The organism is Aquamicrobium sp. (assembly GCF_023954335.1).
Lineage (GTDB): Bacteria > Pseudomonadota > Alphaproteobacteria > Rhizobiales > Rhizobiaceae > Aerobium.
The window spans coordinates 284,333-309,222 of the sequence record NZ_JAMLIE010000001.1 but is presented as its reverse complement, the minus strand read 5'-3'; the positions used below and the strand labels follow the sequence as shown (position 1 = coordinate 309,222).

Annotated in this window: 20 protein-coding genes; 10 read left to right on the top strand and 10 right to left on the bottom strand. The window is 70.6% G+C overall.

The features are described 5' to 3' along the window. Positions 1-43 precede the first annotated feature (43 nt). From M9945_RS01560 to M9945_RS01545, 4 genes are all read right to left on the bottom strand, one after another. A complete protein-coding gene (locus tag M9945_RS01560) occupies positions 44-1,735 on the bottom strand; it encodes an alpha/beta hydrolase (protein ID WP_367943141.1) in 1,692 nt (563 codons plus the stop codon). An 83-nt stretch (positions 1,736-1,818) separates the two neighbouring features. Continuing rightward, positions 1,819-3,399 (bottom strand): peptide chain release factor 3, encoded by a 1,581-nt coding sequence (locus M9945_RS01555; RefSeq protein WP_367943140.1) that lies wholly within the window; start codon positions 3,397-3,399, stop codon positions 1,819-1,821. 75 nt (positions 3,400-3,474) lie between these two features. Beyond that, positions 3,475-4,278 carry a class II glutamine amidotransferase gene (locus tag M9945_RS01550; protein ID WP_367943139.1) on the bottom strand — a complete coding sequence of 268 codons (804 nt, stop codon included), beginning with the start codon at positions 4,276-4,278 and terminating at the stop codon, positions 3,475-3,477. Continuing rightward, a complete protein-coding gene (locus tag M9945_RS01545; RefSeq protein WP_367931512.1) occupies positions 4,250-4,435 on the bottom strand; it encodes a hypothetical protein in 186 nt (61 codons plus the stop codon). The genes M9945_RS01550 and M9945_RS01545 overlap by 29 nt, the downstream gene beginning before the upstream one ends. Here M9945_RS01545 and dut point away from each other — a divergent pair. From dut to M9945_RS01525, 4 genes are all read left to right on the top strand, one after another. Beyond that, entirely contained in the window at positions 4,425-4,910 is a 486-nt protein-coding gene (dut, locus tag M9945_RS01540) for a dUTP diphosphatase (RefSeq protein ID WP_367943138.1), read from the top strand. The genes M9945_RS01545 and dut overlap by 11 nt on opposite strands. A 147-nt stretch (positions 4,911-5,057) precedes the next feature. After that, positions 5,058-6,017, top strand: coding sequence for a TAXI family TRAP transporter solute-binding subunit (locus M9945_RS01535; protein ID WP_367931510.1), 960 nt, complete (start codon positions 5,058-5,060; stop codon positions 6,015-6,017). A 115-nt stretch (positions 6,018-6,132) separates the two neighbouring features. Next, on the top strand, positions 6,133-8,241 hold the full coding sequence (locus M9945_RS01530) for a TRAP transporter permease (protein WP_367931509.1): 2,109 nt from the start codon (positions 6,133-6,135) through the stop codon (positions 8,239-8,241). Continuing rightward, positions 8,238-8,603: a DUF1850 domain-containing protein gene (locus M9945_RS01525; RefSeq protein ID WP_367931508.1), complete on the top strand. Its 366-nt coding sequence runs from the start codon at positions 8,238-8,240 to the stop codon at positions 8,601-8,603. Before M9945_RS01530 ends, M9945_RS01525 begins: the two co-directional genes overlap by 4 nt. Positions 8,604-8,952: 349 nt before the next feature. Here M9945_RS01525 and M9945_RS01520 read toward each other — a convergent pair whose 3' ends face one another. Next, the gene (locus M9945_RS01520; protein WP_367943137.1) at positions 8,953-9,984 is read right to left on the bottom strand and encodes a histone deacetylase family protein; all 1,032 of its coding nucleotides are present in this window, start codon (positions 9,982-9,984) and stop codon (positions 8,953-8,955) included. A gap of 118 nt (positions 9,985-10,102) precedes the next feature. Between M9945_RS01520 and M9945_RS01515 the strand changes: the two genes are divergently transcribed. The 6 genes from M9945_RS01515 (at position 10,103) to M9945_RS01490 (ending at position 15,589) form a co-directional block, all read left to right on the top strand. Further along, positions 10,103-10,762 (top strand): phosphoribosylanthranilate isomerase, encoded by a 660-nt coding sequence (locus M9945_RS01515; protein WP_367943136.1) that lies wholly within the window; start codon positions 10,103-10,105, stop codon positions 10,760-10,762. A 31-nt stretch (positions 10,763-10,793) separates the two neighbouring features. Beyond that, positions 10,794-12,014, top strand: a complete 1,221-nt coding sequence (gene trpB / locus M9945_RS01510; RefSeq protein ID WP_367943135.1) for a tryptophan synthase subunit beta — start codon at positions 10,794-10,796, stop codon at positions 12,012-12,014. 3 nt (positions 12,015-12,017) lie between these two features. Beyond that, positions 12,018-12,395, top strand: coding sequence for an arsenate reductase (glutaredoxin) (gene arsC / locus M9945_RS01505; RefSeq protein WP_367943134.1), 378 nt, complete (start codon positions 12,018-12,020; stop codon positions 12,393-12,395). Beyond that, entirely contained in the window at positions 12,392-13,231 is an 840-nt protein-coding gene (gene trpA / locus M9945_RS01500; RefSeq protein ID WP_367931504.1) for a tryptophan synthase subunit alpha, read from the top strand. The genes arsC and trpA overlap by 4 nt, the downstream gene beginning before the upstream one ends. A gap of 61 nt (positions 13,232-13,292) precedes the next feature. Then, positions 13,293-14,213: an acetyl-CoA carboxylase, carboxyltransferase subunit beta gene (gene accD, locus M9945_RS01495; protein WP_367943133.1), complete on the top strand. Its 921-nt coding sequence runs from the start codon at positions 13,293-13,295 to the stop codon at positions 14,211-14,213. A 44-nt stretch (positions 14,214-14,257) separates the two neighbouring features. After that, positions 14,258-15,589 (top strand): folylpolyglutamate synthase/dihydrofolate synthase family protein, encoded by a 1,332-nt coding sequence (locus tag M9945_RS01490; RefSeq protein WP_367944739.1) that lies wholly within the window; start codon positions 14,258-14,260, stop codon positions 15,587-15,589. A gap of 52 nt (positions 15,590-15,641) precedes the next feature. On the opposite strand, the gene trxA is transcribed toward M9945_RS01490, so the two are convergent. The 5 genes from trxA to tsaE all read right to left on the bottom strand — a co-directional run bounded on the left by trxA (position 15,642) and on the right by tsaE (position 24,889). Then, complete coding sequence (trxA, locus tag M9945_RS01485; RefSeq protein ID WP_367931501.1) at positions 15,642-15,965, bottom strand: thioredoxin; 324 nt, start codon at positions 15,963-15,965, stop codon at positions 15,642-15,644. A gap of 74 nt (positions 15,966-16,039) precedes the next feature. Then, the gene (gene addA, locus M9945_RS01480) at positions 16,040-19,558 is read right to left on the bottom strand and encodes a double-strand break repair helicase AddA (RefSeq protein ID WP_367943132.1); all 3,519 of its coding nucleotides are present in this window, start codon (positions 19,556-19,558) and stop codon (positions 16,040-16,042) included. Beyond that, a complete protein-coding gene (addB, locus tag M9945_RS01475) occupies positions 19,555-22,650 on the bottom strand; it encodes a double-strand break repair protein AddB (RefSeq protein WP_367943131.1) in 3,096 nt (1,031 codons plus the stop codon). Before addB ends, addA begins: the two co-directional genes overlap by 4 nt. Then, on the bottom strand, positions 22,647-23,372 hold the full coding sequence (locus M9945_RS01470) for a nucleotidyltransferase family protein (protein ID WP_367943130.1): 726 nt from the start codon (positions 23,370-23,372) through the stop codon (positions 22,647-22,649). The genes addB and M9945_RS01470 overlap by 4 nt, the downstream gene beginning before the upstream one ends. Before the next feature lie 5 nt (positions 23,373-23,377). Next, the gene (gene tsaE / locus M9945_RS01465) at positions 23,378-24,889 is read right to left on the bottom strand and encodes a tRNA (adenosine(37)-N6)-threonylcarbamoyltransferase complex ATPase subunit type 1 TsaE (RefSeq protein ID WP_367943129.1); all 1,512 of its coding nucleotides are present in this window, start codon (positions 24,887-24,889) and stop codon (positions 23,378-23,380) included. Position 24,890 lies beyond the last annotated feature (1 nt).

The window sequence follows — 24,890 nt, the reverse complement described above, 5'->3', positions numbered from 1 at the left end:
CATCATTCCTTGAAATGGCCCCTTACGGCGACAGGGGAGGAAATCATTCCCCGTCGAGGGTCCGCTTCCTTCCGTCCATCGCCGCGTAGTGCGCCTTGAGGGCGGCGAGGGCCGGCGCGCTCCAGCCGTCCGGCCGTGTCACCTCGACCCACGGCTCGATATGGTGCTCCGGCGCGTAAACGTGGCCGTAGCCCATGGGCGTCGTCGTCGCCAGCGCCATGTCGAGGCCGAGCTGGAGCAGGGTGACAATCGGGAACCAGCGCAGCGCGCCGGAGACGTCCGGGCCGCGGTCGCGCTCCATCCACGGCGGGACGCGCCAGAACGCGTCGGGCCGAAAGAAGGTGACGGGATCGCTGGCATACTGCAGGAACACGATCCTGAGCGGCCCCCATTCGCTGGCGCGGTCGGCGAGGCCGTCCTGGTTGGCGAAGCGGATGACCGAGCCGTCGCGGAAGTGCGGCAGCCAGGCGGGCGAGCCGGGCAGCCGCCCCAGCGTCGCGTTGCGCCACGTGCGGGCCGAGAACGGCGCCCCGACCCAGAGCGCGCCGTGGAACGGATCGCCGAGCACGTCGTAGAGGTCGGCCGAGAGATCGGAATTGAGCGCGCCGAGGCTCAGGCCGTAGAGGTAGAGGCGCGGCCGCGCGCGCTCCGGCATCGCCGTCCAGTGGTCGTAGACGGCGCGGAACAGCGCCCGCGCCGCCTCCGAGCCGTAGGCAGGCTCGAACAGCAGCGACAGCCAGCTCGTCAGGTAGGAATATTGCAGGCCGACGGTGGCGACGTCGCCCCGGTGCAGCACCTCCAGCGGCTCGATGGCGGCGGTGTCGATCCAGCCGGTGCCGGTGGGCGTCGCGATCACCAGCACCTTGCGCTCGAACGCACCGACGCGCCGCATCTCGGCCAGCGCGAGCGCGGCCCGCTCCTCGATCGTCTCGGCCGAGTTCAGCCCGACATAGACGCGCACCGGCTCGACGGCCGCCCCGCCGGCCAGCGCCGCGATGTCGCCGGCGGAGGGGGCGGAGCCGACGAACTGCCGCCCGGCGCGGCCGAGGCTCTGCCACGAGACGAGGGAGGCGAGGCTTCCCGTCCGGTGCGGCGCGGCCGGTTTCTCGACATCCGGCTCGATCAGCGCGTCGAAGCGGCGGAACGAAGCGTCGGCGGCGCGCAGCGCGCCCTTGAACAGAAGCCCGTCGATGGCGGTCCAGAACAGGAGGATGACGACGGCCGCGCCGATCGCGTTGGCGATGCGGCGCGGCACCAGCCGGCCCGACCAGCGCGCGACGAGGCCGAGCAGCGCGGCCAGCACCCGCGCCAGCGCCAGGATGGCGGCGAAGACGAGGGCGGCGATGATCGCGACCTCGACCGGCCGGTCGCCGCCGAGCGGCGCCAGCCCCATCAGCACGCGCACCGAATCCTGGAAATCCGAGGCGCGCCAGAGGAAGACCGCGGCGGCGAGCAGGCAGGCGCCGAGGCCGATGCGCTTGGCGAGCGCAAGGCGTGGCGGCGCCAGCACCGGCAATTCGAGATAGGCCCACAGCCAGGCGAGGAACACGCCGACGCCGTAGCCGGCGGCGAAGGAGCAGCCGCTCAGCACGCCCTGAAGCGCGAAGCCGCGCGGCAGGAGGCTTGGCGCCAGCGAGGCCGAGAAGAACAGCGTGCCGAGGACGAGGCCCGGCAGGCTGAGGCCCGCCAGCAGGCGCATCGCCCGGCCCCGCGCTCGATCTTCGAAACCCGTCATCGGCTTTGGCGCCTCCGGCCGTTCCAGTCGGCTCCTGAATGGCCGCTCGACCCGCATCCGGTCAAGGGCCGGACGGCCACGACTTAACGGACCTGATAGTCCTTGATCGCGGCGAAGCGGATCTCTTTCCAGCGTTCGGTCTCGTAGTTGAGGCCGAACTCGTGCGGGGCGAGGAAGACCGGGGCGCCGTCGAGGTCGCGGGCGATGTCGCCGCGATGCGCCTCGATGAAGCGTTCGAGCTCGGCCCGCGTATCGGCCGATATCCAGCGGCAGACCGAGAAGCGCGCCATCTCGAAATCGACCGGCAGGCCGTATTCGATCTTCAGCCGCTCCTTGAGCACGTCGAGCTGCAGCGCGCCGACGACGCCGACGATGGCGGGCGAGCCGTCCTCGGGCGAGAAGAGCTGGACGACGCCCTCCTCGGCCATCTGCTGCAAGGCTTCCTTGAGCTTCTTGGCCTTCATCGGGTCGCCGAGGCGCACGCGGCGCAGAATCTCGGGCGCGAAGTTCGGCACGCCGCGGAACAGGATCTCCTCGCCCTCGGTCAGCGTGTCGCCGATGCGTAGCGTGCCGTGGTTGGGGATGCCGACGACGTCGCCGGCATAGGCCTCGTCGGCGGTGATGCGCGAGCGGGCGAAGAAGAATTGCGGTGCGGTCAACGGCATCTGCTTTCCGGTGCGCACCAGCGTCGCCTTCATGCCGCGCTCAAGCGTGCCGGAGCAGACGCGCACGAAGGCGATGCGGTCGCGATGGTTGGGGTCCATGTTCGCCTGGATCTTGAAGACGAAGGCGCTCATCGCTCCTTCCGTCGCCTCGACCGTGCGGGTGTCGGCCTCCTGCGCGCGCGGCGGGGGCGCGAAGGCGCCGAGCGCCTCGATCAGGTCGCGCACGCCATAGTTGCGCAGCGCGGAACCGAAATAGACCGGCGTCAGGTGGCCCTCGCGGAAGGCGTCGAGGTCGAAGGGGCGGCAGGCCTCGCGCGCCAGCTCCAGCTCCTCGATGAAGTCGGCGCGCTCGTGCTCGGGCAGCAGGCCGGCGACGCGGTTGGAATCCGGGCCGTTGACCGGCGTGCGCTCGACCTCGTCGTCGCCGTGCCGAATGGCGTTCTGCGCCAGGTGATAGGTGCCGGAGAAGCTCTTGCCCTGGCCGATCGGCCAGGTGATCGGCGCGGTGTCGAGCGCCAGCTTCTCCTCGATCTCGTCGAGGATCTCGAAGGTGTTGCGCGCTTCGCGGTCCATCTTGTTGACGAAGGTGACGATGGGGATGTCGCGCAGGCGGCAGACCTCGAACAGCTTCAGCGTGCGCGGCTCGATGCCCTTGGCGGCGTCGATGACCATGACGGCGCTGTCGACGGCGGAGAGGGTGCGGTAGGTATCGTCGGCGAAGTCCTCGTGGCCGGGCGTGTCGAGCAGGTTGAAGACGTTGTCGCCATATTCGAAGGTCATCACCGAGGTAACGACCGAGATACCGCGCTCGCGCTCGATCTTCATCCAGTCGGAGCGGGTCTGGATCCTGTCCTTCTTGGCCTTGACCTCGCCGGCGAGCTGGATCGCGCCGCCGAACAGCAGCAGCTTCTCGGTCAGCGTCGTCTTGCCCGCGTCGGGGTGGGCAATGATCGCGAAAGTGCGGCGGCGCGCCACCGCGTCTTCAATCGTCTCGGCCATGATGAGGGATTCCCTTGGATGGCGCGGCTTATAGCGGCATGGGCCGGGGCTGTCGAACGGGAATTGGCGGGTGGCTTATCCGGCGAGCGCCAGCGGCTCGGCATGCGCCGGCTGGAACGGGCGGATCGAGACGCCGCCGCGGGTCATGACGACGAAGCTATCGGTCGGGACGGGCTGCCAGTTCGGTTCCTCGCGGTCGAACGGCTCGGAGACGAGGCAGCGCCCGACCGCGCCGCGGAACGAGCCGGCATAGAGCGTCGGCGCGCGCTCGTGGGTGGAGAAGCGCACGGCGTAGAGCGCCTCGCCGTCGGAGAAGGCGGCGGTGAGCTTCAGCGCCGGGTCGAGGCCGGCGCGGGTCGAGGCGTCGATGACCTGGCCGGCGGCGCGGGCGACCGCCCCTTGCGGGTCGGCGTCCAGCCCGTGCGCCAGCATCATCAGGAAGAACAGCTCCGAATCGGTCGCGCCGTGGCGCGCGCCGTAGAGCGTGTCGGGCAGGCTGCGCTCCAGCGCGCGGCGCAGCCGCTCGAACCCGCCGATCTGGCCGTTGTGCATGAACGACCAGCGGCCGCAGACGAAGGGATGGCAGTTGTCGCGGTTGGTGTTGCCGCCGGTCGCGGCGCGGACATGGGCGAGGAACAGGCCGGAGCTGATCTGCCGGCACAGGCTTTTCAAATTGCAGTCGGACCAGGCCGGCAGCACGTCGCGGTAGAGGCCGGGCTCGGGCCGCGCGCCGTACCAGGCGATGCCGAAGCCGTCGCCGTTCGTCGCGGTCTTGGCCTCCAGCGCATGGTGGCTCTGCGCGATCAGCGAATGGCGCGGCGCGGTGACGATGTCCTCGAGGAAAACCGGCTCACCCAGATAGGCCGCCCATCGACACATGGCATTTCTCCGTTGCTCCGCCCAGAATGCGATGGAACCGCCAAGAAACCATGAATGCGGCGGATGCGTGGACGACGGCGATGAAAATTCTGGACAGCCGCGCGGCGCGATTGACCGCCGCGACGGCAACCGCCATAGGCTGAAGCATGGTCGACACGTCCCGCTCTCCTTCCGTCCTTGCCCCCGTCATCGGCGTCGTGCGCCTCCCGCATGGCGAGGGTCTCGCCCTTCCCGCCTACGAGACGGCGGGCGCGGCCGGCATGGATCTGCGCGCCGCCGTGCCGGAGGACCGGCCGCTGATCCTCACTCCCGGCAGGCGCGCCGCCGTGCCGACCGGGCTGATCCTCGAGATCCCCGAAGGGTTCGAGGGGCAGGTGCGGCCGCGCTCCGGGCTGGCGCTCAAGCACGGCGTCACCTGCCTCAACACGCCCGGCACCATCGACTGCGACTATCGCGGCGAGGTCAAGGTGATCCTCGCCAATCTCGGCGACGAGGATTTCGCCGTCGAGCGCGGCATGCGCATCGCCCAGCTCGTGCTCGCGGCCGTGGCGCGGCTTGAGATCGAGGAGCGCGCAGCAGCGGGCGAAACCGCGCGCGGGGCGGGCGGCTTCGGCTCCACCGGCACCGCCTGAGGCGCCGCCGCGCGCCCTCGCGCGACCCGCATCAGCGACCTTCCGCCAATTAACGATTGGCATCCGCGTTTCTGCCTCTAAAAATAGCGCCAGCGGTCGGCGTCCACGAAGGGCGCGAGGCCGGGAGGAGCAAAGGAAGGAAGCTGCATGAAACACGTCGCTCGCAATCTCATCGCCGCCGGCGCGGCCGCGCTCGTCGTCGGGCTCGGCGCGCCCGCCGCGAAGGCGCAGGAATTCATCAACGTGCTGACCGGCGGCACGTCCGGCGTCTACTATCCGCTCGGCGTCGCGCTGTCGGAGATCTACGGCCAGAACATCGAGGGCGCGCGCACCCAGGTGCAGGCGACCAAGGCGTCGGTCGAGAACCTCAACCTGCTTCAGGCCGGCCGCGGCGAGATCGCCTTCACGCTCGGCGATTCGCTCGCCGAGGCGTGGGCCGGCAACACCGAGGCCGGCTATCCCGGCAAGCTCGACAAGCTGCGCGGCATCGCCGCGATCTATCCGAACTACGTCCAGATCGTCGCCTCGAAGGAATCGGGCGTCACCACGCTGGAAGGGCTGAAGGGCAAGAGCCTTTCGGTCGGCGCGCCGGCCTCCGGCACCGAGCTCAACGCGCGCGCCATCTTCGAGGCCGCCGGTCTGTCCTACAACGACCTCGGCAAGCTCGAATACCTGCCCTTCGCCGAATCGGTCGAGCTGATCAAGAACCGCCAGCTCGACGCCACGCTGCAATCGGCCGGCCTCGGCGTCGCCTCGATCCGCGACCTCGCCACCTCGGTGCCGATCAACGTCGTCGCCGTCTCAGCCGAGATCATCGAGAAGATCGGCGCGCCGTTCATCGCCGCGACCATCCCCGCCGGCACCTATGAGGGCCAGGCCGAGGACGTCTCGACGGCGGCCGTCGGCAATTTCCTCGTCAGCCATGACGGCGTGTCGGAGGAGACCGCCTACCAGATGACCAAGCTCTTGTTCGAGAACCTCGACAAGATGGCCGCCTCGCACGCCGCCGCCAAGGCGATCGACGTCCAGAAGGCGCTGGAAGGCATGCCCGTGCCGCTGCATCCCGGCGCCGAGCGCTACTACCGCGAGGTGGGCGTGCTGAAATAGGCCGTCGCCCTATCGACCTTGCCCTGCCCGCGACGCCGCGGGCGGGGCGCAGGCGCGGAACCGACACGACAAGGCCGCCGAACGGCCGCACCATCATCGCATCCGGGGAGGGAACATGAGCGAGGCGAAGGCCGAGGGGCCGATCCTGATTCAGGAGACGGCCGAGGAACACATCGAGGGCCTGCCCTCCGGCTTCGGCGAGGGCCTTTCCGGCCGCGTCGCCTTCTGGATCGCGTTCACCTTCTCGCTGTTCCAGCTGTGGACCGCGGCCTACGGCACGCTGCCGAGCCAGGTGGTGCGCGCGATGCATGTCGGCTTCCTGCTGCTGCTCGGCTTCGCGCTGTTCGGCAACCTCGTGGCGAAGACGCGCGCGGGCAAGGCGTGGTTCTGGACGCTCGGCATCCTCGGCTTCCTCACCGGCGTCTACAACTGGATCTTCTACGTCCCGCTGATCCACCGCTCCGGCTTCCTGACGCCGCTTGATCTCACCGTCGGGGCGCTGATGATCGCGCTGGTGTTCGAGGGCGCGCGGCGGCTGATGGGCCTCCCGCTGACCATCATCGCCGCCATCTTCCTCGCCTATTGCTTCCTCGGCCAGCACCTGCCGCCCCCCTTCATCCATCGCGGCTATCCGTGGGAGATGATCGTCGAGCATTTCGGCTTCGGCACGGAAGGCATCTACGGCACGCCGATCTACGTCTCGGCCGCCTATATCTTCATCTTCGTCGTCTTCGCCGCCTTCCTCGAGCGCGCCGGCATGCTGGCGCTGTTCAACGATTTCGCGCTCGGCCTGGTCGGCTCGTGGCGCGGCGGGCCGGCGCAGGTCTGCACGCTGTCCTCGGCGCTGATGGGCACCATCTCGGGTTCCGGCGTCGCCAACGTCGTCGCCTCGGGCCAGTTCACCATTCCGCTGATGAAGAAGTTCGGCTTCCGCTCCGCCTTCGCCGGCGGCGTCGAGGCGACCTCCTCGATGGGCGGGCAGATCATGCCGCCGGTTATGGGCGCTGTCGCCTTCATCATGGCCGAGACGCTGAACGTGCCTTACGTCGACGTGGTCAAGGCGGCGCTTATCCCGGCGGCGCTCTATTTCGGCGTCTGTTTCTGGATGGTGCATCTGGAGGCCGGCAAGTCGGGCCTCGGCGGCATGGACAAGGCGCAGCTTCCCGACCCGTGGAAGGCGCTGCGCCAGCACTGGCCGCTCGTGCTGCCGCTCGGCACGCTGGTCTATCTGCTCTTCGCCGGCTACACGCCGATCTTCGCCGGCACGATGGGGCTGGCGCTGATCGTGGTGCTGATCCTCGGCACGCCGCTGGCCGCCCTGATCGGACCCTTCGCTTTCCGCATGGTGTTCTGGGTGGCGCTCGGCCTCGCGGCGGCCGCGTTCATGAGGTTCGGCGTCAACGTGCTCGCCGCGGTCATCGCCGCGCTGATCGCGGCCTGCGTCTTCTTCAAGGGCGGGCGCGAGACGCTGGCGATCTGCCGCGATTCGCTGGCCGAAGGGGCGAAGAACGCGCTTCCCGTGGGCATCGCCTGCGCCATCGTCGGCATCGTCATCGGCACGCTGACGCTGACCGGCATCGCCTCGACCTTCATCGGCGCGATCATCCGCATCGGCGAGAACAATTTGTTCCTGTCGCTGATCCTGACCATGCTGACCTGCCTCGTGCTCGGCATGGGCATCCCGACCATCCCGAACTACATCATCACCTCCTCGCTCGCCGGGCCGGCGCTGCTCGAGCTCGGCGTGCCGCTGCTGGTCAGCCACATGTTCGTGTTCTATTTCGGCATCATGGCAGACCTGACGCCGCCGGTGGCGCTCGCCTGCTTCGCGGCCGCGCCGATGGCCAAGACATCGGGCCTGAAGATATCGATCCAGGCGACGAAGCTCGCCACGGCCGGCTTCGTCGTGCCGTTCATGGCCGTCTACACGCCGGCGTTGATGCTGCAGGACGGCGGGCCGATGGCAGAGCAATGGGGCTACTGGGTCGAGGTGACCTATATCGTGCTCAAGGCCTGCGCCGGCATCGCGCTGTGGGGCGTCGCCGTGGTCGGCTACCTCACCGGCCGCGCCTTGTGGTGGGAGCGCATCGCCTGCTTCGCCGCCGGCGTTCTGCTGATCCTCGAATTGCCGCTGACCGACGCGGCCGGCTTCGTGCTCGCCGTCGCGGCCGTCGCCGCGCACTGGTGGCGCACGCGCCGGCAGGCCGAGCCGGCGACGCCGTGAGCCTGTGCATCCTTGCCGGCGGCAAGGCGGCGACGCTGGCCGCCGCCGCCTTCACGCTTTCCTGGACCCATTCGGTCGAGAAGACGGAATGGCGCGAGGAATGGCGTGCCACCCCGGCCGGCCTCGAGCTCGTCGAGGCGCGGATCAAGGGGTCGGGCGCGGGGATCGACCCGCCCGACGGCGCGGTGCTGGAAGATGGCTGGTGGGTCTATGCGCCGACGATCGCGCCGGTGCCGCGGCTCGTGCTCGCCGCCTCGGGCGCGACCGTTTCCGGCTGGACGCTCTGCGCCGACGGCGCCTGCCTCACGCTCGGCGCGGCGGCCGGCGAAACCGTGGTCGTCGAAGCGTGCGAAAAGGAATAGCTCAACGCGCGCCGACGGTGGAGCGCGTACGGGCGCAGGCCGGGCCGGGGCCCCGCATGTAATGCCGTTCCGGCCGATAGGTCGGTGCCAGAAATTCGCGCACCGCAACTGCGATACCAATAAAGCGCGCCACGATCGTCATTGCCTTGAACCCTGTCCCGTCGGATGTCCCTTCCGATTGCGGTCATCCTAGCGATCATCGGTGAATAAGCCGTGAACGGGATGTTAATGTTCTCCGCGACTTGCCGGCGAATCATGACGCGATTGCGGAGATTTGGGGGATTCATGGTGGCGCGCGCACGCGACGCGTTCAGCGTTGCGGCGATGCCACACAATTTCCCGGAATTGCTCAGCCTTCCTCGAAGCCGGTCAGCACGCCGACGGCGTTGACGCCGATCTCCTCCACCGCGTAGCCGCCCTCCATGACGAACAGCGTCGGCAAGGCGAGCCGGCCGATGCGGCGGCCGATCTTCGGGTAGTCGGCGCTCGTCAGCCGGAACCGGCTGATCGGGTCGCGCTCGAAGGTGTCGACCCCGAGCGAGACGACAAGCGCGTCCGGGCGATGGGCGGCGATCAGGCCGCAGGCCGTGTCGAGCGCCGCGCTCCATCCGGCCCACGCCGTGCCGAGGGGAAGCGGCAGGTTGTGGTTGAAGCCGTCGCCCGCGCCCGCGCCGCGCTCGTCGGCGTGGCCGAGGAAATAGGGATACTCGGCGAGCGGGTCGGCATGCAGGTTGACGACCTGCACGTCGGCGCGGGCGTAGAAGATCTCCTGCGTGCCGTTGCCGTGGTGATAGTCGACGTCGAGGATCGACACGCGCGCCGCGCCGTTGTCGCGCAGCCACTCGGCGGCGACGGCCGCGTTGTTGATGTAGCAATAGCCGCCCATGAAGGCCGAGCCGGCGTGGTGGCCGGGCGGGCGGCAGAGCGCGAACGCCGCGCGCTCGCCTGCGGCGACCAGGCCGGCCGCCGTCAGCGCCACGTCGTGCGAGGATTTGATCGCGTCCCAGGTTCCGCCAACGAAGGTCGCGCCGCAGTCGAACGAATAGAAGCCGAGCCTGGCCTCGATGCTCCGCGGCTCGACATCGCCGCGCAGGCCGCGCGTCGGCCAGACATAGGGCATCGCCGTGCCGCTCCGGCCCGCCTTCTCCCATTCGGAATAAACGGTGGGCAGGAAGTCGAGATAGGCCGGCTTGTGCACCTTGCGCGCCGTGGCAAGGTCGTGCGCGGCCGGCCCCAGCACCGGGCCGAGACCGACCGCCTCGACGCGCGCCCGCACGATCTCGGCCCGCGCCGGCTTCTCGTAGGCCGGCACGATGGCGTTGGCGTCCAGTTCGACATTGCCGGCATGGCCGGCATGGCGTGGCGAGAAGATCGTCTTCATGGTCGCTCCGGCGGTTCGATCTTCCTGGGCTAGCGTCATCGCCCACGCCGCGCAAGCCTCGACGCCAGGCCTCGACCCAAGCCTCGACTCTGCCGCCTTTTCGTGGCACTTGGCCGCCATGCGCCCCGACGTCAAGATATGCGGCCTGAAGACGGCCGACGCCATCGACGCCGCCCTTGCCGGCGGCGCGAGCCATGTCGGCTTCATCTTCTTCGCGAAGAGCCCGCGCACCATCGCGCCGGAGGAGGCGGGACGGCTGCGCGAGGCGGCGCGGGGCAGGGCGAAGGCGGTGGCCGTGGCGGTCGATGCCGACGACGCCTTCCTCGATGGAATCGTCGCGGCGATGCGGCCCGACATGCTCCAGCTTCACGGTCAGGAGACGCCGGCGCGCGTGGCCGAGGTCAGGGCGCGCTATCGCCTGCCGGTGATGAAGGCGCTGGCGATCTCGGAGGCGGCCGACCTTGCCGGCATCGCGCCGTTCCTCGGCGTCGCCGACCGCTTCCTGTTCGACGCGAAGCCGCCGAAGGACGCGGTGCTGCCGGGCGGCAACGGCGTCGCCTTCGACTGGCGGCTCCTGGCGACACTTGACCCCGGCGTCGATTACATGCTTTCGGGAGGGCTGGACGCCGCCAATGTCGGCGACGCGCTGCGCCTTGCCCATCCGCCCGGCCTCGATGTCTCCTCGGGCGTGGAAAGCGCGCCGGGCGTCAAGGACACGGGGCTGATCGCAGACTTCCTGAATGCCGTAAGGGCCGCGCGCGCCGGCGAGGCCGCCTGACCGTCCCTTCCATCGCCGAGGAGCAAGACCCGTGAACTCACCCGTCCAGCCGAACTCCTTCCGCGCCGGTCCAGACGAGGACGGCATGTTCGGCCTGTTCGGCGGCCGCTTCGTCGCCGAGACGCTGATGCCGCTGATCCTCGAGCTGGAAGCCGAATGGAAGGCGGCGAAGGATGATCCGGCCTTCCAGGGCGAATTGCAGGCGCTGTCGACCCACTATGCCGGCCGGCCGTCGAAGCTCTATTTCGCCGAGGGGCTGACGCGCCATCTCGGCGGCGCCAAGATCTATCTCAAGCGCGAGGACCTGAACCACACCGGCTCGCACAAGATCAACAACTGCCTCGGCCAGATTCTTCTGGCGCGGCGCATGGGCCGCAAGCGCATCATCGCCGAGACGGGCGCGGGCCAGCACGGCGTCGCCACGGCGACGGTCGCGGCGCGCTTCGGCCTCGACTGCGTCGTCTATATGGGCGCGACCGACGTCGAGCGGCAGAAGCCGAACGTCTTCCGCATGAAGCTGCTCGGCGCCGAGGTGCGGCCCGTCTCGTCCGGCCACGGCACGCTCAAGGACGCGATGAACGAGGCCCTGCGCGACTGGGTGACGAACGTCGCCGACACCTACTACCTGATCGGCACCGCCGCCGGCCCGCACCCCTATCCGGAAATGGTGCGCGAGCTTCAGGCGGTGATCGGCCGCGAGGCGCGCGCCCAGATCGTGGAGCAGGAAGGGCGCCTGCCCGACGTCGTCGTCGCCGCGGTCGGCGGCGGCTCCAACGCCATCGGACTGTTCCATCCCTTCCTCGACGATTCCGGCGTGCAGATCGTCGGCGTCGAGGCCGGCGGGCGCGGCCTGCAAGGCACAGAACACTGCGCCTCGATGAATGCCGGCCGGCCGGGCGTGCTGCACGGCAACCGCACCTATCTGCTCCAGAACGAGGACGGCCAGATTCTCGACGGCCATTCGGTCTCGGCCGGGCTCGACTATCCCGGCGTCGGGCCTGAGCATTCGTGGCTGAAGGATTCGGGCCGGGTCGAATACGTGCCGATCCTCGACGACGAGGCGCTCGACGCCTTCAAGCTGACGACGCGGGTGGAAGGCATCATCCCGGCGCTCGAATCCGCCCACGCCATCGCCGAGGCCGTCAAGCGCGCGCCGACGCTCGGCAAGGACAAGGTGATGATCGTCAACCTCTCGGGGCGCGGCGACAAGGACGTCCACACCGTGGCGAAGATGATGGACATGGAGATCTGACCGGTGGAGGTCACGATCTACCACAACCCCCAATGCGGCACGTCGCGCAACGTGCTGGCGATGATCCGCGCCGCCGGCATCGAGCCGGAAATCGTCCGCTATCTTGACGACCCCCTGCCGCGCGACGACTTGAAGGCGCTGTTCGCCGCGACCGGGCAGCCGGTGCGCGCGCTGCTGCGCCGCAACGGCACGCCCTATGACGAACTCGGCCTCGGCGACCCGGCGCTCACCGACGAGGCGCTGATCGACGCGGTCGTGCGCCATCCCATCCTGATGAACCGGCCGATCGTCTCGACCGGTCTCGGCACGGCCCTGTGCCGGCCATCGGAAACGGTGGCGAGGCTGCTGCTGCAAACCCATGTCAAGGAAGACGGTAAATGACCGAAACCCGCATCGACCGCCGCTTCGCCAAGCTGAAAGAGGAAGGCCGGCCGGCGCTCGTCACCTACATGATGGCGGGCGACCCGGACTACGCCGCCTCGCTCGCCATCCTCAAGGGCCTGCCCGGCGCGGGGGCGGACGTGATCGAGCTCGGCATGCCGTTCTCCGACCCGATGGCCGACGGCCCGGCGATCCAGGCCGCGGGCCTGCGCGCGCTGAAGGGCGGCCAGACGCTGGCGCGCACGCTCCAGATGGCGGCCGAGTTCCGCAGGCAAGACGACGAGACCCCCATCGTGATGATGGGCTACTACAACCCGATCTACATCTACGGCGTCGACCGTTTCCTGAAGGAAGCGAAGGCGTCCGGCATCGACGGGCTGATCGTCGTCGACCTGCCGCCGGAGATGGACGACGAATTGTGCGTGCCGGCGCTTGCAGCGGGCATCAACTTCATCCGCCTCGCCACGCCGACCACCGACGACAAGCGCCTGCCGAGCGTGCTCCGGAACACCTCCGGCTTCGTCTATTACGTGTCGATGACCGGCATCACCGGCTCGGCCCTGCCCGACACCTCGAAGGTCGGCGAGGCGGTCGGGCGCATCAAGGCGCATACGGATTTGCCCGTCTGCGTCGGCTTCGGCGTCAAGACCGCGAGCCAGGCGCAGGCGATCGGCGCCTCGGCCGACGGCGTCGTCGTCGGCACGGCCATCGTCAACGCGGTCGCCAGCGTGATAGACGCCAGGGGCGGGCTGACGGCCGACCCGGCCGAGGCGGTGGCGACGCTGGTCGGCGGCCTTGCCGACGGGGTGCGGCGCGCGCGCCTTGCCCACGCCTGAAACGTACCCCATCTGAGTCGGCCCCATCCGAGCCGGACCCAAGAAGAAGCGGAGACCGCCGATGAACTGGATCACCAACTATGTCCGCCCGAAGATCAACTCGATCCTCGGCCGTCGCGAGATGCCGGAGAACCTGTGGATCAAGGATCCCGAGACCGGCGAGATGGTGTTCCACAAGGACCTGGAGGAGAACCAGTGGGTCATCCCGTCCTCCGGCCACCACATGAAGATCTCGGGCAAGGAGCGGCTGAAGTTCTTCTTCGACGACGGCGCCTATGAGACGATCGAGAACCCGAAGGTCGCGACCGACCCGCTGAAGTTCCGCGACGAGAAGCGCTATGTCGACCGGCTGAAGGAAAACCGGACCAAGGCCGGCATGGAAGACGCCGTGCTTTCGGCCACCGGCACGATCGAGGGCCTGCCCATCGTCGCCGTGGTGCAGGACTTCACCTTCATGGGCGGCTCGCTCGGCATGGCGGCCGGCGAGGCGATCATCAAGGGGTTCGAGACCGCGGTCATGCTCAGGCGGCCGCTGGTGCTGTTCTCGGCCTCGGGCGGCGCGCGGATGCAGGAGGGGATCCTGTCGCTGATGCAGCTCGCCCGCACCACGGTCGCGGTCGACCGGCTGAAGGAGGCGGGCCTGCCCTATATCGTCGTCCTGACCAACCCGACGACCGGCGGCGTCACCGCCTCCTACGCCATGCTCGGCGACGTCCACATCGCCGAGCCCGGCGCGGTGATCGGCTTCGCCGGCGCGCGCGTCATCGAGCAGACCATCCGCGAGAAGCTGCCCGAGGGCTTCCAGCGTTCCGAATACCTGATGGAGCACGGCATGGTCGACATGGTCGTCTCGCGCCTTCAGATGAAGGAGACGGTGGCGCGGCTCCTGAAGATCTTCGTCGGCGAGAAGCCGGCCGAGGCCGCGCCCGCCCCGATGCCCGCGCCCGAAACGACCGCCACCGAAACCCTGCCGGTCTCCTGACGCACACCCTTCCTCCAGCCGAACCGGAACCGGCGGTCATGAGCATCAGCACAGGGGCGGCCGACGCCGCCATCGAGCGCCTGATGGCGCTGCACCCCAAGGGCTACGACCTGTCGCTGGAGCGCGTGACGCGCCTGCTCGGCCGGCTGGGCGACCCGCATTCGCACATGCCGCCGGTGATCCACATCGCCGGCACCAACGGCAAGGGCTCGGCAGCCGCCTTCTCGCGCGCGCTGCTCGAAGCCTCGGGCCGGCTGTGCCACGTCCACACCTCGCCGCATCTCGTCGACTGGCGCGAGCGGTTCCGCCTCGCGGCCGAGGGCGGCGGCAGGCTGGCCGAGGACGCGGTGCTGGCCGAGGCCATCGAGCGGGTGGCCGAGGCCAACCGCGGCGAGACGATCACCGTGTTCGAGATCCTGACGGCGGCGATGTTCGTGCTGTTCTCCGGGCACCCGGCCGACGCGGCCATCGTCGAGGTCGGCCTCGGCGGCCGCTTCGATGCCACCAACGTCGTGGCAAAGCCGGCCGTCAGCCTGATCATGCCGATCTCGCTCGACCACGAGGCCTGGCTCGGCGACCGGGTGGAGCTGATCGCTGCCGAGAAGGCCGGCATCGTCAAGCCCGGCTGCCCGGTGGTGATCGGCGCGCAGGAGCACGAGGCCGCGCGCGACGTGCTGATCGACACCGCCGAACGGCTCGACTGCCCGCTCTTCGTCTACGGCCAGGATTTCCTCGCCTTCGAGGAGAGGGGCCGCCTCGTCTACCAGGACGGGAACGGGCTCTTCGACCTGCCGCTGCCGCGCCTGCCGGGCCGGCATCAATATGCAAACGCCGCCGCGGCCATCGCCGCGGTCAAGGCAGCGGGCTTTCCCATCGGCCAGCAGGACGCCGAGCGGGCCATGGCGCGGGTCGACTGGCCCGGCCGGATGCAGAAGCTGACCGAGGGCGCGCTGGTGGCGCTGGCGCCGAAGGGCGCGGAGATCTGGATCGACGGCGGGCACAATCCCGGCGCCGGCGCGGTCGTCGCCGAGGCGCTGGCCAACGAGGAGGACAGGCGGCCGATGCCGCTCGTCATGATCGCCGGGATGATCGACACCAAGGACCAGGCCGGCTATTTCCGCAACTTCACCGGCATGGTGCGCCACATCTTCACCGTGCCGGTCAACGACAGCGATTCCGGCGTTCCCAACGACGAGCTGGCGGCGCGCGCCGCCGAGGCGGGGCTTTCGGCCGAGCCGGTCGCTTCGGTCGAGAACGCGCTGATGCTGCTGCGCGACGGCTGGGACAGCGCCGGCTCGCCGCGGCGCATCCTGATCTCGGGCTCGCTCTATCTCGTCGGCGAGGTGCTGCGCAAGAACGGCACCCCGCCGCAATAAGCAAAAGCCCGGCGCGGGGCCGGGCTTTCGAAGTTCATCCGGGAAAGTGCGATCAGGCGACCGCGCCGCCGATCCACGCCGAAAGCGCCGTCTTCGGCGCCGCGCCGACCTTGGTGTCGGCGACCGCGCCGTCCTTGAACAGCATCAGCGTCGGGATCGAGCGCACGCCATACTGGGCGGCGAGCTCGGGGTTCTCGTCGATGTTCAGCTTGGCGATCTTGACCTTGCCGGCATACTGGGCCGAGATCTCCTCGAGCGCCGGGGCGATCATCTTGCACGGGCCGCACCACTCGGCCCAGAAATCCACCACCACGGGTTCGGCCGAATCGAGCACGTCGGCCTGAAAGTTGCTGTTGGTTACGGTGACGGTGGCCATGTCGGAAACTCCCTGAAATTCGGTTCGGCCGCGCATGTGGGTGAGGCGGGCGGCAAGTTCAAGCACCCGTTTTGTCACGTCGCCGTGAGTCGGGCAAGCGCATGGTCGAGCACGGCTGCCGTGAGCGGCACGAGGAGCGGCGCTTCCGTATAGACCAGCGCCGCCCGCACGTCGCGGCCCGGATAGAGCGGCCGCAGCAGCGCGCGGTAGAGCGCCATCTGCGCCACATGCGTCGGCGGCAGTGCGGCGGGATCGTTCGATTGCGGCGGGCGGCCGGTCTTGAAATCGACGATCAGCACCGCCTCGTCCGTCGCCGCCAGCCGGTCGATCTTGCCCGAGACGGCGCGCTCCGCGCCGGCGACCTCGACCCGGCCCATCACCGCCACCTCGGCCCGCGAGCCGGGCGCGAAGATCGGCGCGAAATCCGGATCGGCAAGCACCCGCTCGACCGAGCGCCACAGGCGCTCGCGCTCGCCCTCGGGCCAGGCCGCGCCGATCCGCGCGAGATAGAGGGCGGCGGCCGCCTCGCGCCGGTCCGCCGCGATCTCGGGCAGCATCTGGAGCAGGCGGTGCAGCGCCGTACCGCGCTCGAGCGCGAAGGCGGGCGCGGCATCGGCGTCGAGAACCGGCGAGCGGCCGGCAAAGGCGGCGTCCGGCTCCGGCTCGATCGCCGCGCCCGCGCCGGAGGGCGCGAGCGGACGCGGCAGCGCGGGCGGCGGCGGCAGGGGCTCGAACAGGGCGGACGGCGGGGCGGGCGGGGCGGCTCGCGGAGCGGGCGCCGTGTCGCTAGTCGGCGCGCCGGAGGCCGGCGGCGTCACGCGATAGGACAGCACGGCCTCGCCCGTCGCCGGATGGGTCTGCCGCGCCGTGCTTGCCGAGGCGGCGAGCGCGGTCTCGACCATGGCGTGCCATGTGCCTTCGTTGCGGCCGCGCGCGCCGTGATAGCCGCAGACGATCAGCCGGTCCTCGGCCCGCGTCATCCCGACATAGAGCAGGCGGCGATATTCCTGCTCGGCCTTGCGCCACGCCTCGGCCTCCAGCGCGGCCGAGAAGCGGTTGGCGGTCTCGGCGCCGGCGCGCCAGAGGAAGCCCTTGCCGCGCCACGCCTTGCCGGGCGCGTCGAACGGCACCAGCCGCGGCAAATGGCTGGCCGAGAAGGGCGCGGCCCCGCTGTCGACCAGGAACACCACCGGCGCTTCCAGCCCCTTGGCGGCGTGGGCGGTCATGATCCGCACCTCGCCGCGCGTCTGGTCCATCTCGCGCTTGACCTCGGGCCCGCCGCGGTCGAGCAGCGCGACCAGCGCCTCCAGCTCGGTGGTGCCGGTCTTGGCCGCCGCGAGGCAGAAATTCAGGAACTCGTCGACCACGTCGCCGGCTTCCGGGCCGAGCCGGGCGATGAACTTGCGGCGCAGTCCGTCGCGCGCGAGAATCCCGGCGAAGAAGGCGAAGGGCGCGCCGAAGCCGGCCTCGGCGCGCCAGCGCGAGAGCATGCGCCACGCCTCGCCCGCCTTGCCGCCGGCCTCGGCCGCCGCGCGCAAGGCATCGAGCAGCGAGCCCGGCCGGGCGGCGGCGAGCGCGAACAGCTCGTCCTCGTCGAAGCCGAAGGCCGGGCTCTTCAGCAGCGCGGCGAGCGACAGGTCGTCGTCCGGCTGGAGGCAGACACGGGCGATGGCGAGGAGGTCCTGCACGGCGATGTGGCCGGTCAGCAGCAGCCTGTCCGCGCCGGCGACCGGGATGCCGAGATTCTTCAATTCGCGCGTCAGCGCGTGGATGAAGCGGTCGCGCTTGCGGACCAGAACCATGACGTCACCGGGGCCGAGTAGCAGCCGCTTCTCGCCGATGCGCTCGCTGCCCGCCAGCCAATGGCGGATCGTCGCCGCGATCTGGCCGGCCAGCCGCACGGCCGGCGCCGAGGCGTGGTCGATGCCTTGCGCCCAGTCGTCCGGCTCCTCGACCGTGACCGGCGACAGCGACGGCCAGACCTCGACATGGCCGGGGGCGGCGTCGCGGATGGCGCGATGCTCGATCGGTTCGGGGTCGCGGGTCAGGCCGTCGCGGTTGGCCTCGTCGGCGAAGACGAGATCGACGGCCGAAAGCACGTCCCATGTCGAGCGGAAGGAGCGGGTCAGCCTGACGCGCTCGAAGCGCCCCTCGGCCGCCGCGACCCGCTCGCGGAAGAAGCGGCCGCCGAGCGCGAAGGATTCCGGCTCCGCCCCTTGAAAGGAATAGATCGACTGCTTCTCGTCGCCAACGGCGAAGATCGTGCGGGTGCGCCCCTCGCGCGCGCCATGGCCGGCGAAGAACTCGGCGGCCAGCGCCTTGACCACCGCCCACTGGTCGGGGCTGGTGTCCTGCGCCTCGTCGAGCAGGATGTGGTCGATGCCCTTGTCGAGCTTGTACTGCACCCACGGGCCGGCATCCTGCCGCGACAGGAGCGCGACGGTGCGGACGATCAGGTCGTTGAAGTCGAGAAAGCCGCGCGCGCTCTTCAGCCGCTCGTAGCGGGCGATCAGCCAGTCGGCGACGACGAGCGCGGCTCGGGTGCCCGAAAGCATGGCATGAAGCGCGACGCGGTCGCACGCCTCGTCTATTTCGGTAGCGAAACGTTCGAACTCAGCCGGGAATTCGGGGAAGAACTCGCCCACCCCCCTGGCCATGAGGTTGCGGGTCGATTTCGCGACCCAGCCCTCGCCCGCCTTCCTCGTCAGGAATAGGCCGCGCAGGACCGGCAAACGCTCCAGCGGGTCGGCCTGCGACGCCGCCGCTAGCCCGGCGGCGAAATCCTGTGCCGTCGCCTTGCCGGCCGCCGCCGCATGACGGCCGATCTCGGCGGCGAGGGCGGCGGTGAAATAGCGGTCGGGCAAGAGGCGGGCCGCTATTTTTTCAGGGGTTTCCCCATCGGAGAAGCCGAATGCGGCGAACAGCGGTGCAAAGGCCGCGTCGCCCTCGCCGATCTCGGCGATGAACCCCTTCAGCGCGTCGCGTCGGGCGACGATGGCCGACAGGAGCTGGTCGAGCCCGCTCTCGCCGCCGAGCGCCAGCACGGCGGCGAAGGCGTCGGCCAGCCCGGAACCTTCTTCGGCGGCGGTGGCGATCATCTCGCGCCGCGCCTCGGCGACCAGCGCCGCCTCCATCTGCCCGTCCAGCATCTCGAAATGGCCGGCGATGTTGGCCTCGAGCGGGAACTGGTGCAGCACCGCCTCGCAGAAGGCGTGGATGGTCTGGATCTTCAGCCCGCCCGGCGTTTCCAGCGCCCGCGCGAACAGGCGGCGGGCGTAGGCCATGCGTTCGGCGTCCGGCGCGCGGCCTTCGAGCGCAAAGATCTCGCCGGCGAGCGCGGCGTCGGGCAGCGTCGCCCAGCGCGCGAGGTTCCTGAACACGCGGCCGGCCATGTTGGCGGCGGCGGCGCGGGTGTAGGTCAGGCACAATATGCGCGACGGGTCGGCCCCGCCGAGAAGCAGGCGGATGACTCGCTGCGCCAGCACATGCGTCTTGCCGGAGCCGGCATTGGCCGACACCCAGGCCGAAAGCGACGGCTCGGCGGCAGTGGCCTGCGCCGCGAGCGTATCGGCCGGGACGACGAAGCCGCTCATCCGCCGTCGCCGCCCGCCTCGTCGGCATCGCCGCCGGCCGACCATTCGAGCACGCGGGCAAGGTGGTCGTAGTCGCCGCCGGTGTCGCCCTCCCGGAACGGCAGGGCGCGGGAGAGATAACCGCTCGTTTCGTTACCGTAATGATCGAGCAGGCGTTCCAGCCGCGCCCACGCCTCCTGCGACAGGTCGGTCGCCGCTTTCTGCTGGCGGTTGTGGACGAGGATCGATTCCTCGGCGACGTCGCCATTCGCCTTCATGCGCACGTAAAGCAGCTCGGCTGGCAGGCGCTCGCCAGCTTCCGCGAAGGCGCCGCGCATCAGCAGCGCGCCTTCGAGCGCCAGCTGCGGGCTGAGCAGCGTGTGCGCCTGCGCCTTCGACGGCGAGGAGCCGGTCTTGAAGTCGACGATGTCGGCCATGCCGGCGGGCAGGAGGTCGATGCGGTCGGCGCGGCCGGAAAGGACGACGCCGGTCGCGCCGACTTGCGTTGCGTCGGCCTTCGCCTCTGCGAGCCGCCGCACGACCGAGGGGCGGGTGCGCTCCCAGACGACGAACCGGCCGGCCATGCGCACGAAGCGCGGCCACCACACGGCGTCGATGTCGGGCGGCAGGCCGCAGGCGTCGAACGTCTCGCGGCCGATGCGGACGAGCCGCGCCTCGGCGTCCGGCGCGGCCGGGTCGACGCCGGCGAGCGCGAAGGCGTGGACGATGTCGTGGAACAGCGTGCCGCGCTCGGCCGCGCCGGGGTCGCGGATCAGCGGCTCCAGCGCCTCCAGCCTGAGGACGCGGCGGACATAGACGGCGTAGGGGTCGCGGCGCAGCGTCTCGACCTCGGTGACGGAAAAGCGCCTCGGCCGCAGGGCGAGCGGCGGGCGCGGCGCGGGGCGCGGCGCGAACGGGACAGAGTCAGTGCGGTCGAGGCCGCGCGCCCAGTCGAGCACCGCCGCGCCTCGCGCGCGCGGCGGCGCGAGGGCGGCCTCGCCGCCGAGCGTTTCGAGCCGTTGCAGCCAGCGCGAGGGCAGGGCCGGCGCGTCGCCGGCGCGGGCCGCGCGCGTCAGCACCACCTTGCCCGCGCCCATGGCCATGAAGAAATCGTGCGCGGCCTGGCCGATGCGCCGCTCCGGCGGCTCGAGCTCCATCCCCGCCTTCATGAAGCGCGACATGAAGCGGTCGGGCTCGGCCCGGCGCGGCCACGAGCCCTCGTTCAGCCCGCCGAGCACCAGCGTGTCGACCGATTGCAGCCGCGCCTCGAGCGCGCCCCAGATGGCGACGCGGCTGTCGCCCGTCACGGACGGCTTGACGCTTTCGCCGGCGACGAGGGCGGCGAAGATGTCGGGCCATTCGGCCCCATCGACCGGCTGGCCGTCGGCCGCCGCCAGCAGCGCGCGCAGGAAGGCGGCAAGCGCCTCGCCGGCATCGCCGCGATAGAGCTCGCGCAGGCTTCCCGCCTCGTCGCGGCCGAGCGCCTCGAAGGAAAGGACCGTCGCCCGAGCCAGCTCGGCCAGCGAAACCCGCGCGCAGCGCAGCGCGACGAGGGGCGCCAGAGCAGCCTCGACCGCCGCGAGCAGGGCGCGGGCGTCGTCGAGACGTTGCGGCGTGGGGCGGTTCCACCAGAACGGCCGGCGCGGCTCGGTTGCGAGCGCGGCGAGACGCGCGTCGAAGGCGGAGCCGAGCGTCGCCGCGTCCGGCCGGCCCGCGCCGCCGCGCAGCGCGACGAGGTCGATGGTTTCGGCCGCCGCGCGGGCGCGGGCGCGTTCCATGCCGGCGCGGAGCAGCGGATGCTTCAGCAGCGACAGGATCGCCACCGCGTCGCCCGGCCGCAGCGCCGCCTCCAGCATCAGCCGCATCAGCGTTGCCGGCGGGGTGGCGTCGAGCGGCACGCCGCCCGAATCGTCGGCCTCGATGCCGAAGCGGCGCAGCTCCGTCGCGACGCGGCGGGCGAGCTCGCGGTCGCCGGTGACGAGGGCGGCGGTGCCCTCCGCCAGCGCCAACCGCAGCGCGACGGCGATGGCTAAGGCCTCCTCGCGCTCGTTCGCCGCCTCGACCAGCGTCACGCCGTCGAGGGCATGGGGCGTGGCCGCCGCGCCCTTGCCGGCCCAGGCGTCGGTGGTCTCGGCCGGGCGCAGCGCCTCGGCAACGAAGGCCATTCGCGCGGCGATGGCCGGTGACGGCGCGGACAATGCCTCGACATCAGCGCGGGCGACGCCGAGGATTGCGAGCAGCTTTTTCAGCCCCGCCTGCGGGTGGCCGAAGCCGGAGGCCGCGCTGTCGGGATCGGCGATGGCGTTCCAGCTCGCCGTGTCCATGGCGCTGTCGAGGCCGGGTAGCACAACCGCACCGGCGGGCAGGCGCGAGATCGCTGCGAGCAACCGGGCGGTGGCGGGGATCGAGCCGGTCGAGCCGGCGGCGATCACCGGGCCGGAGAGCGGCGTGCGGGCAAGCCGCTCGGCCTCGGCGAGGATGCCGGCATTGCGGTGGGCAGCCGGGTTGGAGCGGTCGCGCTCGGCAAGGAGGGCCGGCCATGCGCTCGTGACGATGTCGAGGAACTCCAGCGTCACCTGCCACCAGTTGGCGAGGTCGTCCGGCACCAGCGAGGCGAGGCGGGCCCAGTCGGCGCCGCCGGTCTCGATCTCATCCATCAGGGCGGCGAGATCGCGCGACAGCCAGACGGCGTCGGCCAACGAGGCCGGCACCACCACCTCCTCGCCGAACAGGGCGGCGACATGCGCCGGCAGCCGCTTCTTCCACGCCTGCACGAGGGGGGCGAGCAGCAACAGGCGGTCGAGTTGACCGATCGGGGGGCTGAGCGCCAGCGCGTCGGCACCTGAACCGTCGAAGAGGACGGCGTCCTCGTCGAACTCGCCGAGCGGATGGATCGCCGGCAGGATGGCCGAGACGCCGCCGAGACGCTCGACGAACACGCCGCGCAGGGCGCGGGCGGCGCGGCGGGTCGGCACGTAGATCGTCGCCGCCGCGAGCTTCAGCGGGTCGCCGTCATGGGAAAAGCCAGGAACCAGCCGGCCGGAAAGCAGCGCGTCGGCAAGGGTGGGCAGGAAGGCCGTGCCGGCCGGTATCGACAGGACGCGCGGGCTCATGACCCCGAGAAGCGCAGAACCGCCGCCTCGGCGGCGGGAATCGCCTCCGGCGTGCCGACGGTGACCCAGTGGCCGCGCATGACATGCCCATAAAGCCGCCCGGCGGCGATGGCGCGGTCGAAATAAAGGTTGAGCGAATGCGGCTCGGCCTTCGCGCCGGCGAAGATGCGCGGGTGGAGGATGCCGACGCCGGCATAGATCAGGCCATCGCTTGCGCCGGCTGCGCGGGCGAGGCGGCCGTCCGGCCCGATCAGGAAATCGGTGCCGCCGCTGTGGCCGGTGGCGTTGTCGGTGCGCGCGAGCATGAGTAGAATATCCATCCGCGCGCCGTCCCATGCAAGGGCGAGGCGTTCGAGGTCCGATCCGTCGCGGTCGATCCAGAACGTGTCGGCGTTGAGGATCAGGAAGGGCTCCGGCCCCAGCATCGGCAACGCCCTGACGATGCCGCCGGCCGAATCGAGCAGACGGTCGCTCTCGTCGGAAATGGCGACGGCCGGCGCGGCGCGGGTCCTTACATGCGCGACGATCTGCCCGCCGAGATAATGGACGTTGACCACGGCCTTTTCGACGCCGGCGGCGGCGAGCATGTCGAGACCGCGGTCGAGCAGGGTCCTGCCGGCTATCGCGACCAGCGGCTTCGGCATGGTGTCGGTCAGCGGCCGCATGCGCTTGCCGAGCCCGGCCGCCAGCACCATCACGGTCTTGGGCGCAGTCTGCGGCATCGCCGTCACAGGATGCCCGCCCCGGCATAGAAGGCGCGCAGCTCGCCCAACGCCGGATGGGCGAGAGCGCGGGACAGATAGTCGCGGATGCGCGGCAGGTGGCGCATGTAGCCCGGCTTGCCGTCGCGCAGGTTCAAGCGTACGAAGATGCCCAGGATCTTGGAGTTGCGCTGCGCGGCCATTGCCGCATAGGCGACGTCGAAGCCGGCGCGGTCGAAACCGCCCTGTGCGGCACGCGCTGCGCAATAGGCCTCGACGAGGCTGCGCTCCAGCTCCGGCGGGATGTCGACGCGCGCATCCATGGCGAGCGAGGCGACATCGTAGGCGGCGGGGCCGATCACCGCGTCCTGGAAGTCGATCAGGCCGACGCGGTCGCGGCCCTCACGATCGGCGCGCCAGATCAGGTTGGGCGAGTGGTAGTCGCGCAGCACCAGCGTCTTCTCGGCATCCTCCAGCAGGTCGAAGACGCCGGCCCAGGCCGCGCCATAGGCGGCGCGCGCCGCCTCGTCCACTGTCCCCTTGTCCACTGGCCGACCCGAGACGTGCGGCAGATACCAGTCGGTGAGCAGCTCGGTCTCGATGGCGAGCGCGCGGCGGTCGTAAGGAGGAACCTCGTGGACGATCCCGGACGCGACGTCGATGCGGCGCGGCCAGTCCCTCGCGTGCATCTCGGCCAGCAGCTCGGCGGCGGCGATGTAGCGTTCCGGAACCGGGCTGCCGTCGCCGTCGAGGACGCCCTCGGCGCCGAGGTTCTCGACCAGCAGCAGGCCCCGGTCGAGGTCGGCGGCGTATATTTCGGGCGCGCAAAAGCCTTCCGCGCGCAAGGCCCCGGCGATGGCGACGAAGGGCGTGACCGATTCGGCGAGATGGGCGATGCGGCTGTAGGGCAGCCCGTCGCGGATCGGCGGGCCGTCCGGCCGGCGCGGCGCGTCCATCAGGATCACGGCCGGGCGGCCGGGCAGCGACACCGTCTCGTAGGCGCGGGCCGAGGCGTCGCCGGTCAGGAAGCGCCGCGCCGCGCCCGGAAGGCCGGCCCCGTCGAGAAAGGCGCGGATGGCGAGCGATCGGGAGAGCCGGGCGAGGAAGGCGGCGGGGCCGGTGATTTCGGCATCGCGGCCGTCGCCCGCCTCGGAAAGGACGAGCCGCGCCGCTCCGGCGGGCAGCGCGCCCTCGGCGCGTTCGGGCCACTCGACCAGTACCGCGCCCTCGCCGAGCGCCTCGGCGAGGCCGAGCTCCTCGAGCTCGTCCGGCGCGGCGAGGCGATAGAGGTCGAAATGATGCACCGGTACGCGGCCCGGATAGGACTGGACCATGGTGAAGGTCGGGCTCGGGACGTCGAGAGCGGGATCGCCGGCCAGCGCGCGGATGACGGCGCGGGCCAGCGTCGTCTTGCCCATGCCGAGATCGCCGGAGAGGAGGAGCGCGTCGCCCGGCCTGAGGATCGCGGCTATGTCCTCGCCGAGCCGGCTCGTGGCGTCCTCGTCGGCAAGGTGGACCCGCACCGGGCTGCCGGTCATG

Excerpts from the sequence above, each read along its gene's own strand:
- M9945_RS01560 (WP_367943141.1), bottom strand. The coding sequence starts at position 1,735 with ATGACGGGTTTCGAAGATCGAGCGCGGGGCCGGGCGATGCGCCTGCTG.
- M9945_RS01555 (WP_367943140.1), bottom strand. The coding sequence starts at position 3,399 with ATGGCCGAGACGATTGAAGACGCGGTGGCGCGCCGCCGCACTTTCGCG.
- M9945_RS01550 (WP_367943139.1), bottom strand. The coding sequence starts at position 4,278 with ATGTGTCGATGGGCGGCCTATCTGGGTGAGCCGGTTTTCCTCGAGGAC.
- dut (WP_367943138.1), top strand. The coding sequence starts at position 4,425 with ATGGTCGACACGTCCCGCTCTCCTTCCGTCCTTGCCCCCGTCATCGGC.
- M9945_RS01535 (WP_367931510.1), top strand. The coding sequence starts at position 5,058 with ATGAAACACGTCGCTCGCAATCTCATCGCCGCCGGCGCGGCCGCGCTC.
- M9945_RS01530 (WP_367931509.1), top strand. The coding sequence starts at position 6,133 with ATGAGCGAGGCGAAGGCCGAGGGGCCGATCCTGATTCAGGAGACGGCC.
- M9945_RS01520 (WP_367943137.1), bottom strand. The coding sequence starts at position 9,984 with ATGAAGACGATCTTCTCGCCACGCCATGCCGGCCATGCCGGCAATGTC.
- M9945_RS01515 (WP_367943136.1), top strand. The coding sequence starts at position 10,103 with ATGCGCCCCGACGTCAAGATATGCGGCCTGAAGACGGCCGACGCCATC.
- trpA (WP_367931504.1), top strand. The coding sequence starts at position 12,392 with ATGACCGAAACCCGCATCGACCGCCGCTTCGCCAAGCTGAAAGAGGAA.
- accD (WP_367943133.1), top strand. The coding sequence starts at position 13,293 with ATGAACTGGATCACCAACTATGTCCGCCCGAAGATCAACTCGATCCTC.
- trxA (WP_367931501.1), bottom strand. The coding sequence starts at position 15,965 with ATGGCCACCGTCACCGTAACCAACAGCAACTTTCAGGCCGACGTGCTC.
- addA (WP_367943132.1), bottom strand. The coding sequence starts at position 19,558 with ATGAGCGGCTTCGTCGTCCCGGCCGATACGCTCGCGGCGCAGGCCACT.
- addB (WP_367943131.1), bottom strand. The coding sequence starts at position 22,650 with ATGAGCCCGCGCGTCCTGTCGATACCGGCCGGCACGGCCTTCCTGCCC.
- M9945_RS01470 (WP_367943130.1), bottom strand. The coding sequence starts at position 23,372 with ATGCCGCAGACTGCGCCCAAGACCGTGATGGTGCTGGCGGCCGGGCTC.
- tsaE (WP_367943129.1), bottom strand. The coding sequence starts at position 24,889 with ATGACCGGCAGCCCGGTGCGGGTCCACCTTGCCGACGAGGACGCCACG.